The following is a 12423-nucleotide window of genomic DNA, read 5'->3' on the forward strand; positions in this document are numbered from 1 at the left end:
ACTCGCTGCCGTCGATGTTCGCCAGGTAGTGGCAGCGCACGCCTTTCTGGGCGTAAGGCAGCGGCGGCAATTCGAAAGCCATGATGATTCTCCTAATCAGGTCTGTTGCGGTGAGCGCAAGGCCGATCACGGGCGGCCGGAAATGCACCGGCGAGTTTTTACTCTTTGCGGCGCAGGGTTCGGATCATAGCACCGGGGGTGCGGCTTAACCACGCAACAACTGTGTGGGATAGAGGTTCCAGAGCCTTTCGCTATAAATCATGAAGCCAGGATCAATTGTCCCGCCACCGCGAACATCATGACCGCCACCGTCAGGTCGAGGATCCGCCAGGTGCTTGGCCGCGCCAGCCATGGCGCGAGCCATGCCGCACCCAGCGCCAGGGCGAAGAACCACAGCAGCGAAGCGCTGGCCGCGCCGACCACATAAGCGCCCGGCACCGACTGCTGCGCGCCGAGGGAGCCGATCAGCAGCACCGTGTCCAGGTAGACGTGAGGGTTGAGCAGCGTCACCGCCAGTGCGCTGAGCATCACCGCCCGCAGCGAACGCACGGTCTGGTTTTCGCCCTGCTGCAGGCTCTGTTTCGAACAGGCCCGGCGCAGCGCCTGGCTGCCGTACCAGATCAGGAAGGTCGCGCCGCCCCAGCGGGCGACGGCGAGCAGCGTCGGGTTCTGCGCCAGGATCGTGGCCAGGCCGAACACGCCGGCGGCCACCAGTATGGCATCGCAGGCCACGCACAGCGCCGCCACCGGCAGATGGTGCTCACGCCGCAGGCTCTGGGCGAGCACGAAGGCGTTCTGGGTGCCGATCGCCATGATCAGGCCGAAGGCCACCAGCAGGCCGTTCACATAGCTTTGCCACATATCAGGTCACTCCGCGTCGGCAGCGAGGTCGCGCAGCGTTTGCATGGCGCGCTCGGCGTCGGCCTGGCCGACGAACAAATGGTCGTGGTAGTAGCCGGCGATCACGTTGCAGCTGATGCCGGCCTTGCCCAGCGCGGTGGCGAAGGCGGCGGTGAGGCCGACGGCTTCGAGCGCCGAGTGCACGTTGAGGGTGATCCACGCGGCGACGTAGTCGAAGCTGAAACCGGCCCGCACCGCGTGGGAGCGTTCCAGGATCACCGTCAGGCCTTCCTGTTCGCGGAAGCTGCCGACGATCTCCAGGCCGCTGGGCAACTGGCCGTCGCGCAGGGTGCAGAACACGTATTCGCCGGGGTTGAGCTGCGGGCTCATGCTGCGCAGCAGGGTGGTCAACGAGGTTTCGCCCGCCATGGGAGTGATCCTTGATAAAGAGTGCTTGCTGGCTATTCTCCCGGTTGACGTTGTATAAGAAAAACCAATAGTGCTGATCGCTCATTAGGAAAACTGATGTTCGACTACAAATTGCTGTCTGCGTTGGCTGCGGTGGTGGAACAGGCCGGATTCGAGCGGGCGGCCCAGGTGCTGGGCCTGTCCCAATCGGCGATTTCCCAGCGGATCAAGCTGCTGGAGGCGCGGGTCGGCCAGCCGGTGCTGGTGCGCGGCACACCGCCGTCGCCGACCGAGATCGGCCGGCGCCTGCTCAACCATGTGCAGCAGGTGCGCTTGCTGGAACGCGACCTGCAGAGCCTGGTGCCGGCGCTGGACGAAGAAGGCCTGCCGGAGCGTCTGCGCATCGCCCTGAACGCCGACAGCCTGGCCACCTGGTGGGCCGAGGCCGTCGGCAATTTCTGCGCCGAGCAGCATCTGTTGCTGGATCTGGTGGTGGAGGATCAGACCGTCGGCCTCAAGCGCATGCGCGCCGGGGAAGTGGCGGCCTGCGTGTGCGCCAGCGAGCGGCCCGTGGCCGGCGCCCGCAGCGTGCTGCTCGGTGCGATGCGCTACCGGGCGCTGGCCAGTCCGGCGTTCATCGAGCGCCATTTCCCGGAGGGCGTGCGCGCCGAGCAATTGCCGCGTACGCCGGCGCTGGTGTTCGGCCCGGACGATTTCCTGCAGCACCGTTACCTCGCGTCCCTCGGCGTGGACGGCGGTTTCGAGCACCACCTGTGCCCCTCGTCCGAAGGCTTCATCCGCCTGACCGAGGCGGGCCTGGGCTGGGGGCTGGTGCCGGAGCTGCAAGTGCGTGAGCAACTGGAGCGCGGCACGTTGCGCGAACTGTTGCCAGATAAACCGATCGATGTGCCGTTGTACTGGCATCATTGGCGCAACGGCGGGCAGTTGCTCGGGCTTCTGACCGATCAATTGGTGCGCTCGTCGCCCAAATGGCTGGTGCCTTTGGGGCAGCGCTAAGCGTCAAGCCACAAGCGACAGGCAAGGCGCTTGCGGTTCGTTTTTCACTTGCAGCTCGAGGCTTGAGGCTCGCAGCTGGTTTTGTTGGAGCTCTACATGAAAATTCTGGTCACCGGCGCAAGCGGCTTCATCGGCGGGCGCTTTGCGCGGTTCGCCCTGGAGCAGGGCCTGGACGTGCGGGTCAACGGCCGCCGGGCCGAAGGCGTCGAGCACCTGGTGCGCCGGGGCGCCGAATTCGTCCAGGGCGACCTGAACGATGCCGAACTGGTGCGCGAACTGTGCGCCGACGTCGAAGCCGTGGTGCACTGCGCCGGCTCCGTCGGGCTGTGGGGGCGCTACCAGGATTTCCACCAGGGCAACGTGCAGGTCACCGAAAACGTGGTCGAGGCCTGCCTCAAGCAGCGGGTGCGGCGCCTGGTGCATCTGTCGTCGCCCTCGATCTATTTCGACGGCCGCGACCATCTCGGGCTGACCGAAGAGCAGGTGCCCAAACGCTTCCGGCACCCTTATGCCGCGACCAAGTTCCTGGCCGAACAGAAGGTCTTCGGCGCCCAGGAGTTCGGCCTCGAAACCATCGCCCTGCGCCCGCGCTTCGTGACCGGCGCCGGCGACATGAGCATCTTTCCGCGCCTGTTGAACATGCAGCGCAAGGGCCGCCTGGCGATCATCGGCAACGGCCTGAACAAGGTCGACTTCACCAGTGTGCAGAACCTCAACGAAGCGTTGCTCGGCAGCTTGCTGGCCGCCGGCTCCGCACTGGGCAAGGCCTACAACATCAGCAACGGCGCGCCCGTGCCGTTGTGGGACGTGGTCAATTACGTGATGCGCAAGATGGAAGTCCCGCAGGTCACCAAGTACCGTTCCTACGGCCTGGCCTACAGCGTGGCGGCGCTCAACGAGGGCGTCTGCAAGCTGTGGCCGGGGCGCCCGGAGCCCACGCTGTCGCGCCTGGGCATGCAGGTGATGAACAAAAATTTCACCCTCGACATCAGCCGCGCCCGGCATTATCTGGACTACGATCCGAAAGTCGGCCTGTGGACCGCCCTCGATGAGTTCTGCACCTGGTGGAAGGCCCAGGACATCCGCTGACTGCGCCGACGGCACTGAACCGCGTCGCGGGTTGAGGGTCAATCCCTGCGGCTGCGGGGTTTATACTGCGCAGCAATCTGCTATCACCGCGTTTCACAAAGGTTGCCTCAATGTCCATGCGTAACGATGTCCACGACGACGATTTCGACGATGTGCCGAGCCTGCGCGCCGACACCCTCGATGACGACGATTTCCCGGCCACCGCCCGCACGTCCGTGCATTCGCGCGCACCGCAGGCGGTCAAGGTCAAGGCCGCCAGCACCGGGCCGTTGTGGGCGCTGGTCGGTGCGCTGTTCTTCGCGTTCATCGGCCTGGCCTGGTGGAGCTTCCAGCAAATCTCGCTGATGGAGCAGCAACTGGTCGCCACCCAGGAAAGCTTCGCCCGCATCAGCGAGGAAGCGGCGGGGCGCCTGCAGGACATTTCCGGCAAGGTCGTCGCCAGCCAGACCAACGTCACCACCGACAGCGAAGCCCTGAAGCTGCAGATCAAGCAGCTTGAAAGCCGGCTTCAGGATCAGGGCCGCCAGCAGCAGGGCGTGGCCGGCCAGGCCACAGACCTGGACAAGCGCCTGGCGCAGATGAGCGCCCAGGCCACCGAGCAGCAGAACGCCAATGCCCAGTTGCTGGCCCAGGTCAAAGCCTTGGGCAGCGAGCTGGCTGCGGTGAAAAGCGCACCGGCCGACACCAGCAGGGTCGATGCCCAGCTCAAAGGCCTCGATGCCCAGATCAAGGGTTTCGACGCCCAGTTCAAGAGCCTCGGCGCCGACATCACGGCCCTGAAGAAGCAGGGCAACCCGAGCGCGGCCATCGACCGCCTGGAGCAGGACATCGTCGTGCTCAAGAGCCAGCAGGACAACCGTCCGGCCGGCGGGCAGGGCGGCGGCAACACCGCCGAGTTCGACGCGTTCCGCGGGCAGATGACCCGCAACCTCAACACCCTTCAGGCGCAGATCCAGAACCTGCAGCAGCAGATCAACGCCCGGCCCTGACAGGCGTTTCTTTGTGGCGAGGGAGCTTGCTCCCGCTGGACTGCGTAGCAGGCCCGCTCCTTTGGGGCCGCTTCGCGACCCAGCGGGAGCAGGCTCCCTCGCCACAGGTGTCCGTCATGGGCCCAACCCGTCTACGCTCTTGAAACACCAACAAGAACGGGGGAAGCGTCATGGGGATACTGCACAGGCTGGCCTGGCTCGGCGCGGTGTTGCTGCTGGTCGTCGGACAGGCCGGCGCCGCTGCGCCGAAGGATGACGGCCAGGCTGCGAAGGCCTTGCTGGAAAAGGCCTTGGCCTATTACCACGACCACGGGGACAAGGCGTTCGCGGCGTTCAGCCGTCAGGGCGAGTTCGTCGACAAGGACCGTTACGTGTTCGTGGTCGACACCCAGGGCGTGATGCTCGCCAGCGGCGGGCCGTCGTCGGCGCTGATCGGCCGGGACGTGTCCGAAGTGCTGGGCCCGGACCTGCAGAAGGCCTTCAAGGACGCCTTGAAAGTGCCGGAGGCCAACGGCATCCAGCAGGCCGAGTACCGCTGGCAGAACTGGAGCGACGGCAAGGTCGAGCGCAAGCATGTGTTCTATCAGCGCATCGGCCAAAGGATCCTGGCGGTCGGCTATTACCTGCCCAGGGCTTCGGCGCAGCAGGCCCAGGCGTTGCTCGACAAGGCCGCCACGGACCTGGGGCAGAACGAGAAGGGCACGCTGACGGCGATCAACTCGCTCAAGGGCGGTTACCTGCAGGACGACCTGTACGTGTTCGTGGTCAACCTGGACAACCGGCGCTATGTCGCCCACGGCACCAACCTGCGGTTGATCAACACCGACTTCGCCAAGGTCAAGGATCCGGAAGGCAAACCGGTGGGCGAGCCGATCCTGGCCCTGATCGGCAAGCAGGACGAAGGCGAATACGAATACCGTTGGAAGAACCCGGTGACCGGCAAGGTCGAGGACAAGCACGCCTACCTGAAAAAGGTCGGGCCGTATCTGGTGGCGGTGGGTTACTACAGTCCTTGAGCGGGCGACTGCGGCGCCCTCACTGACGCTATCGCCCGCAGGCTGGCTCCCACAGATTCCTCGGCGCCGCCGATCCCTGTGGGAGCCAGCCTGCGGGCGATGAAGTCAGTCAAGCCAGCGCAGGGTAAGCAAGACATCCCCCCTGACCTCAGCGGGCGCCGTGCTCACGCCCGCGCAGCAACCGGTTGGGCATGGCCAGCGCCGCCGCCAGCCCCAGCAGCGAAACCCCGGCGCTGACCATCAGCAGGTGCCGGAACGTCACCAGCAGCTCGGCCCGCAGCGCATCCTGGGCGTCGCCCGGCGCCGCGTTCAGGCCGTCGAGCAGCACGTTGCCGGAATGCCCTTCAGCCATCAGCGAACTGCCGGCCAGGTGGGCGAAGCTTGAGTCCTGCAACAGCGCCAGCAGCAACGCCGACATCAGCGCCACACCCACCGCGCCGCCCAGGGAGCGGAACAGGTTGGTGGTGCTGGTGGCGACGCCGATGTCCTTCTGTTCCACCGAGTTCTGCGTGCCCACCAGCGAGGTCGGGAACTGCATGCCGCCGGCGATGCCGCTGAGCAGCATGAACAGGCCGCTCAGCAGGGCCGAGGCCGGCGGGGTGAAGGCCATGCCGAGGATGGAGACCGGCATCAGCAGGGCGCCGGCCAGGATCTGCGGCTTGTAGCGTCCGGTCACCGACGTGCGGCGGCCGGCGAAGTACGCGCCGACGGGCAGCCCCATCGCCAACGGCAGCAGGTGCAGCGCCGCGCTGTCGGCCCCGGCGCCGGTGACGCTCTGAAAGCGCAGCGGCATCAGCACGATCAGGGAGATCGCCTGGAAGCTGCAGAAGAAGATCGTGCACCAGCACAGCAGGGCGCTGCGGTTGGCGAACAGGTGCATCGGCAGCAGGGGCTCGCGGGCGCGGCGCTCATGCCAGGCGAACACCGCCAGCACCGCCACGGCGCCGGCGAACAGGCCGAGGACTTCGCGGCTGTGCCACGGGTGCCCCTGGCCGACCTGGGTGATGGCCAGCAGCAGGGCGGTCAGGCCGACGATCATCAGCAGCGTGCCCAGGTAATCGATGACCGGTTTGCGCTGCGGCACCGGCAGCCCCCGCAGGTTGCGCCGGGCCACCCACCAGGCGCCGAGCCCCAGCGGCAGGTTGATCAGGAACACCCAGCGCCACGACAGGTATTCGGTCATGTAGCCGCCGAGCACGGGGCCGGCGACGCTGGCCACCGCGTACATGCTGCTGAAGTAGCCCTGATAGCGCCCGCGCTCGCGCGGCGGCACGATGTCGCCGATGATCGCCTGGCTCACCGAGATCATCCCGCCGGCGCCGATGCCCTGGAAGATCCGCGCCAGCACCAGTTGCTCCATGCTCTGGGCCATGCCGCAGAAGAGTGAGGCCAGGGTGAACAGGCCCATGCCGAACAGCATCAGTTTGCGCCGCCCGTACAGGTCGCCGAGCTTGCCGTAGATCGGCACCGCCACGGTCATCGCCACCATGTAGCCGGAGATCACCCAGGCCAGCAGGCTGACGTCCTTGAACTGCGCGGAGATGGCCGGCATCGACACGGCGACGATGGTCTGGTCCAGCGCGCCGAGGAAGATCGCCATCATCAGCGCGACCAACACGCTGCGGATGGCCGGTTTGGGCGTTTCGGGGTGATTGAGGTTGGTCACGGGCGGAACCTGCGGGCAGTGAGGATCCCGCAGGCCGCGAGGCGAGCGGGGATGCTCGCCAGTGTAAGTCGGTAGGAAGCTATTCGATAGCCTCGTAAGGAAGTCCGACGTAATTTTCTGCAATGGTTTTCCGGCCCGCTTCCGAACTGACGAAGTAGTCCAGTTCCGACGCGCTGATGCGCTGGCTGAACGCATCGTGTTCGTCGAAGCGGTGCAGCATCGAGGTCATCCACCAGGAAAAACGTTCAGCCTTCCAGACCCGGCGCAGGCAGATGTCCGAGTATTTCTCCAGCAGGTCGGTGCGGTGCTCGCGGTAGACCTTCAGCAGAATGTCGAACAGGGTGCTGACGTCGCTGGCCGCCAGGTTAAGCCCCTTGGCCCCGGTCGGCGGCACGATGTGCGCGGCGTCGCCGACCAGGAACATCCGCCCGTACTGCATCGGCTCGACCACGAAGCTGCGCAGCGGCGCGATGCTCTTTTCCAGGGACGGGCCGGTCACCAGTTTCTGCGCAAGCTCCTGGGGAAGCCGGGTTTTCAGTTCGTCCCAGAAGCGTTGGTCCGACCAGTCCTCGACGCGTTCTTCGGCCGGCACTTGCAGGTAATAGCGGGTGCGGGTCGCCGAGCGCATGCTGCACAGGGCGAAGCCGCGTTCGTGGCGGGCGTAGATCAGTTCGTCGTGCACCGGCGGGGTGTCGGCCAGGATTCCCAGCCAGCCGAACGGGTAGACCCGTTCGAAGACATTCAGGCACTCGGCGGGAATCGACTGCCGCGCCACGCCATGGAAGCCGTCGCAGCCGGCGATGTAATCGCAATCGACGCGCCAGGTTTCGCCGTCCTTTTCGAACGTGACGAAAGGTTCGTCGCTTTTCATGCCACCGGGAACGACATTCACGGCCTCGTAGATTGTCTGGCCGCCGGTCTCCCGACGAGCGGCCATCAGGTCGCGGGTGACCTCGGTCTGGCCGTAGACCGTCACGGTCTTGCCGCCGGTCAGGGCCTTCAGGTCGATGTGCACGCGGCGCCCGTCCAGGGCCAGTTCGAAGCCGTCGTGCACCAGGCCTTCGGCGTCCATCCGCTGCCCCACCCCGGCCTGGCGCAACAGCTCTGCCATGCCTTGTTCAAGCACGCCGGCGCGGATCCGGCCGAGCACGTAATCGGGTGTCTGGCGTTCGAGGATCAGGGTGTCGATGCCGGCGTTGTGCAGCAACTGGCCGAGCAGCAGGCCGGAGGGGCCAGCGCCGATGATGGCGACCTGGGTTTTGCGCGTTTTCATTGTTTTTGTCGCTCGCAAGCTTCACGCAGCCTTGGCCGGTGAGTGATTTTTATGGTTCTGACGCTTGCATTTTTCCCTTGCGGGTCTGTCAATTGAAGGTGAAAACTGAGCCGATACCTGTACATTCTGCCAATCGGTGCGATTATCGCCCGCAACCTTCGAGGCCTGGATTGAAGTGATGAACAAGCCTGACCTGCCTTCGATTCCGGTGTTCAAGCTCTACGGTGAAAGCCTGGACTGGCCGACCCCCGACTTGCTGCACTGTGAAACCATTTCCAAACGCAGCCGCGAACACCAATGGGAAATCAAACCTCACCGTCACGCCGATCTGTGCCAGTTGCTCTTCGTATTCAAAGGTCAGGCAGAGCTTGAAATCGAAGGCCAGCGCACACAACTCAACGAAGCCGCGATCCAGATCCTGCCGCCCCTGTCGGTGCACGGCTTTCGCTTTTCCGAAGACGTCGAAGGGTTCGTCGTCACCCTGGCCACACCGCTGATCAACCATCTGCAGGCGCAGCTGGGCAATTCGGTGCAGGCCCTGGCCCAGGCCGACAGTTACCCGGCAGGCCAGGACGCGGACTACCTCAACAGCCTGTTCACGGCGTTGCAGGCCGAGTACAACGGCCATCAGCCGGCGCGGGAAATGCTCATGCATTCGTTGGCCAGCGTGATCATGGTCTGGGTCAGCCGTCAGGCGATCCGGCGCCACAACGCCACGCAACGTCCGCAACGCCAGCGCGAGTACCTCAACGGGTTCATTCAACTGGTGGAGGAGACCTACCGCCAGCACGTCAAGGTCGAAGACCTGGCCCATCGCCTGGGCATCTCGGTGTCCCACCTCAACGGCACCTGTCGCGAGCTGGCGGGGCAGCCGGCGCTGCAGATCATGCACGAGCGGCAGTTGCTGGAGGCCAAGCGTCTGCTGACGTACACCAGCATGACCATCTATGAGATGTCCGACATGTTGGGGTTTTCCGATCCGACCAACTTCACGCGCCTGTTCCGGCGCCGGGTGGGGATCTCGCCGAAGGCGTTCCGTGACCGTCTGAAGAGCGAACCGTAAAAACTGTGTAGGAGCCAGCCTGCTGGCGATAGCGACCTTTCAGCCGACATCGATGGTGGCTGTCAGTCAGCAATCGCCAGCAGGCTGGCTCCCACAAAGGGAGTCGATGTCAGCGCAGCGCGTTGAGGGTGGCGTTGTGCGGGATGCAGCGCTCGAAGTTGCAGCTCGCATAGTCCCGGGGCAGTTGCCGCAACTGCTCCACCCGCCAGGCCGCGGTGCCGTACAGCGCCAGCGTGGCCGCACAGGTGATGAAAATCGCAAGGTATCTTCGTGTCCTGGTGTTCATGGCGGTGACCTCTGAACGAATACCCGGGGGTACTGTTTTCAGCATAGGTCAGCGGCGGGGAGTTGCCACTGCGGCGCCTGGATGTGCGCCATCGCCAGCAGGCTGGCTCCCACAGGGAAGGGCGGGGGGTTACAGGCCCTCGTCCCAGGCAGCGTTCTCGGGAAAGCGCTGCACCAGGAAGTCCAGCATGCAGCGCAGCGCCGCCGGCATGTGCTTGCGCGAGGCGTAGACCGCGTAGATGTTCATCCGCCGCGGTTCGGCGTGTGGGAGCAGGCGCACCAGTTCGCCGCTGTGGATGTGCACCCCGGCCTGGTAGGTCGGCAGCATCGCGATCCCCGCGCCGGCCAGGGTCGCCCGCAGCAGGGTGCTGGCCTCGTTGGCGCTGATGTTGCCCTGCACCGGCACCGACACCGGTTCGCCGTCCTCCTCGAAATGCCACAGGCTTTTGCCGAAGTAGGAATGGGTCAGGCAGTTGTGCCGGCTCAGTTCCTCCACCCGCTGCGGGCGCGGCCGGTCGTGCAGGTACGACGGCGCGGCGCAGACCACCGAACGGCACACGGTCAGGCGCCGGGCGATCAGGTTCGGGTCGAGGTCGTTGCTGGTGCGGATCGCCAGGTCGATGCGTTCGTCCACCAGGTTCACCGTGCGGTCGAGCATCTGCAGGTCGATGTTCACGCCCGGATAGCGCTTGACGAACGCCGCCATGGCATCGGCCAGCTGAGCCTGGCCGAACGAGGTGCTGACGCTGATGCGCAGCAGCCCGCGCGGGGCGTCGTCGGGCTCACTGACGGCGGCCTGCATGTCGCCGGACAGTTCGAGCATCTGCCGGCAGCGCGGCAGGATTTCGTTGCCGGCGGCGGTCAGGCTCAACTTGCGCGTGGTGCGGTGCATCAGCCGTGCGCCGACCCAGTCCTCCAGTTCCGCCAGATACCGCGACACCACCGGCCGCGACAGCTCCAGGTGATCGGCCGCCGCCGACTGGCTGCCCAGATCCACCACCGTGACAAACACCCGCATTGCTTGGAGACGATCCATGATTTGCCCGCTTTCAGAAACAAACTATGTTCAAGCATCGCATTTTTTGTACCGACTCTGGCAACTAAGCTCTCTCCCATCGCCAAGCCTGGCATTTGAACAGCGGAGCAACCGATGATCGGCTTCACCACCCTCAAGCGTGTCCTACTCGCCACCGCCACCCTCGGCTTCGCCGCGCACGCCGCCGCAGCCAACCTGACCCTCGATGTCTACAACCCCGGCACCCACGCCATCTTCCCGGTGACCTCGGTGCTGGTCAGCGGCGACAAGGACGCGATCCTGGTCGATGCCCAGTTCGGCAAGTCCCAGGCCGAACAGGTGGTGGAAAAGATCCGCGCCAGCGGCAAGCAACTGACCACCATCTACATCAGCCACGGCGACCCGGACTACTACTTCGGCCTCGACACCCTGACCAAGGCGTTCCCGAACGCCAAGGTGCTGGCCTCGCAGCCGACCGTCGACCACATCAAGCAGACCGTGGACGGCAAGCTGGCGTTCTGGGGCCCGAAAATGGGCGACGACGTACCGGCCAAGACCATCGTGCCGGGTGTGCTTGAGGGCGACAGCCTGATCCTCGAAGGGCAGAAGCTGCAAGTGGTCGGCCTGGAAGGCAAGCAGCCGGACCGCAGCTTCGTGTGGATCCCGTCGCTCAAGGCCGTGGTCGGCGGCGTGGTGGTGGCCGAGAACATCCATGTGTGGATGGCCGATACCCAGACCGCGCAATCCCACGCCGACTGGCTGGAGACCCTGCACTCGATCGAGACCCTGAAGCCGAAGACCGTGGTGCCGGGTCACTACCTGGGCGACAGCGGCCGCTCGCTGGCCTCGGTGCGGTTCACCGCCGACTACATCAAGGCCTTCGACGAAGAGACCGCCAAGGCCAAGGACTCCGCCGCCCTGATCGCCGCGATGAAGAAGCGCTACCCGACGCTGGGCGAGGAAAGCTCCCTGGAACTGAGCGCCAAGGTCGCCAAGGGCGAAATGAAGTGGTGAGCCGTTCCTGAACTTAGCAACACTCTCAAGCCAACTGGAGAATGTCATGAGCAAGATCGCAATCATCGGTGCCACCGGCCGGGCCGGCAGCCAATTGCTGGAAGAGGCCCTGCGCCGCGGCCACAGCGTCACCGCCATCGCCCGGGACACGTCGAAGATCGGCACCCGTGCCGGCGTGACGGCCAAGGCCCTCGACGTGCTGGACGCCGCCGCGCTGCAAGCGGCGGTGGCCGGCCATGACGCGGTGATCAGCGCCGCGCATTTCGCCACCGTGCCGGCCGCTGCCGTGACCGGTCCGGTGAAGCAGGCCGGGGTCAAGCGTCTGCTGGTGGTCGGCGGCGCCGGTTCGCTGCTGCTGCCGGACGGCACCCGGGTGATCGACAGCGCAGGTTTCCCGGCCGAGTACAAGGCTGAGGCCAGCGCCGGTGCCGCGTTCCTTGAGGCGTTGCGTCAGGAGAAAGAACTGGACTGGACGTTCCTGTCGCCGTCGGCGGAGTTCGTCGAAGGCGAGCGCAGCGGTAAATTCCGGGTGGGCAAGGACGATCTGCTGGTCAGCGCCGAAGGCCGCAGCTGGATCACCTTCGCCGATTACGCCATCGCCTTGATCGACGAAGTGGAGACACCGAAGCATTCGCGCCAGCGTTTCACCGTCGGCTACTGATCACCCCGCACAGTGGGAGCCACTGTCTGGCTCCCGCTTCTGCGGTGCGTTCACCGACGCCATCGCCAGCAGGCTGGCTCCCACAGG

The 12423-nt window shown here is 65.4% G+C and carries 13 protein-coding genes; 7 read left to right on the forward strand and 6 right to left on the reverse strand.

Going from position 1 to position 12423, the window contains the following annotated elements; all coding sequences use genetic code 11:
* Window positions 1-258 precede the first annotated feature (258 nt).
* Window positions 259-861 (reverse strand): LysE/ArgO family amino acid transporter, encoded by a 603-nt coding sequence (locus tag ACIP0B_RS15730; RefSeq protein ID WP_217890782.1) that lies wholly within the window; start codon window positions 859-861, stop codon window positions 259-261.
* 6 nt (window positions 862-867) lie between these two features.
* On the reverse strand, window positions 868-1269 hold the full coding sequence (locus ACIP0B_RS15735; RefSeq protein ID WP_400833421.1) for an ACT domain-containing protein: 402 nt from the start codon (window positions 1267-1269) through the stop codon (window positions 868-870).
* A gap of 96 nt (window positions 1270-1365) precedes the next feature.
* Here ACIP0B_RS15735 and ACIP0B_RS15740 point away from each other — a divergent pair, with 96 nt between their 5' ends.
* The 4 genes from ACIP0B_RS15740 (at window position 1366) to ACIP0B_RS15755 (ending at window position 5359) form a co-directional block, all read left to right on the forward strand.
* Window positions 1366-2265 (forward strand): LysR family transcriptional regulator ArgP, encoded by a 900-nt coding sequence (locus tag ACIP0B_RS15740; RefSeq protein WP_400833423.1) that lies wholly within the window; start codon window positions 1366-1368, stop codon window positions 2263-2265.
* Window positions 2266-2361: 96 nt separating this feature from the next.
* Window positions 2362-3354, forward strand: coding sequence for an NAD-dependent epimerase/dehydratase family protein (locus ACIP0B_RS15745; RefSeq protein WP_400833426.1), 993 nt, complete (start codon window positions 2362-2364; stop codon window positions 3352-3354).
* 110 nt (window positions 3355-3464) lie between these two features.
* Window positions 3465-4343, forward strand: a complete 879-nt coding sequence (locus ACIP0B_RS15750; protein WP_400833427.1) for an ATPase — start codon at window positions 3465-3467, stop codon at window positions 4341-4343.
* 170 nt (window positions 4344-4513) lie between these two features.
* Window positions 4514-5359, forward strand: coding sequence for a cache domain-containing protein (locus tag ACIP0B_RS15755; protein ID WP_400833428.1), 846 nt, complete (start codon window positions 4514-4516; stop codon window positions 5357-5359).
* A 148-nt stretch (window positions 5360-5507) separates the two neighbouring features.
* Here the strand turns inward: ACIP0B_RS15755 and ACIP0B_RS15760 are convergent, their stop codons facing one another.
* Both ACIP0B_RS15760 and pobA read right to left on the reverse strand, forming a co-directional pair.
* On the reverse strand, window positions 5508-7025 hold the full coding sequence (locus ACIP0B_RS15760) for an MDR family MFS transporter (RefSeq protein ID WP_400833429.1): 1518 nt from the start codon (window positions 7023-7025) through the stop codon (window positions 5508-5510).
* Between the two features lie 79 nt (window positions 7026-7104).
* Window positions 7105-8298, reverse strand: coding sequence for a 4-hydroxybenzoate 3-monooxygenase (gene pobA / locus ACIP0B_RS15765; RefSeq protein WP_400833431.1), 1194 nt, complete (start codon window positions 8296-8298; stop codon window positions 7105-7107).
* Between the two features lie 178 nt (window positions 8299-8476).
* On the opposite strand from pobA, the gene ACIP0B_RS15770 reads away from it, so the two are divergent.
* Window positions 8477-9361 (forward strand): helix-turn-helix domain-containing protein, encoded by an 885-nt coding sequence (locus tag ACIP0B_RS15770; RefSeq protein WP_400833433.1) that lies wholly within the window; start codon window positions 8477-8479, stop codon window positions 9359-9361.
* 109 nt (window positions 9362-9470) lie between these two features.
* On the opposite strand, the gene ACIP0B_RS15775 is transcribed toward ACIP0B_RS15770, so the two are convergent.
* Complete coding sequence (locus ACIP0B_RS15775; RefSeq protein ID WP_167360513.1) at window positions 9471-9647, reverse strand: hypothetical protein; 177 nt, start codon at window positions 9645-9647, stop codon at window positions 9471-9473.
* Between the two features lie 129 nt (window positions 9648-9776).
* On the reverse strand, window positions 9777-10682 hold the full coding sequence (locus ACIP0B_RS15780) for a LysR family transcriptional regulator (protein ID WP_400833436.1): 906 nt from the start codon (window positions 10680-10682) through the stop codon (window positions 9777-9779).
* 114 nt (window positions 10683-10796) lie between these two features.
* Between ACIP0B_RS15780 and ACIP0B_RS15785 the strand changes: the two genes are divergently transcribed.
* Window positions 10797-11675 carry an MBL fold metallo-hydrolase gene (locus ACIP0B_RS15785; RefSeq protein WP_400833438.1) on the forward strand — a complete coding sequence of 293 codons (879 nt, stop codon included), beginning with the start codon at window positions 10797-10799 and terminating at the stop codon, window positions 11673-11675.
* A gap of 46 nt (window positions 11676-11721) precedes the next feature.
* Window positions 11722-12336, forward strand: coding sequence for an NAD(P)-dependent oxidoreductase (locus ACIP0B_RS15790; RefSeq protein ID WP_400833441.1), 615 nt, complete (start codon window positions 11722-11724; stop codon window positions 12334-12336).
* Window positions 12337-12423: the final 87 nt, after the last annotated feature.

Source organism: Pseudomonas sp. NPDC089534, from assembly GCF_044749305.1.
GTDB lineage: Bacteria > Pseudomonadota > Gammaproteobacteria > Pseudomonadales > Pseudomonadaceae > Aquipseudomonas > Aquipseudomonas ekonensis.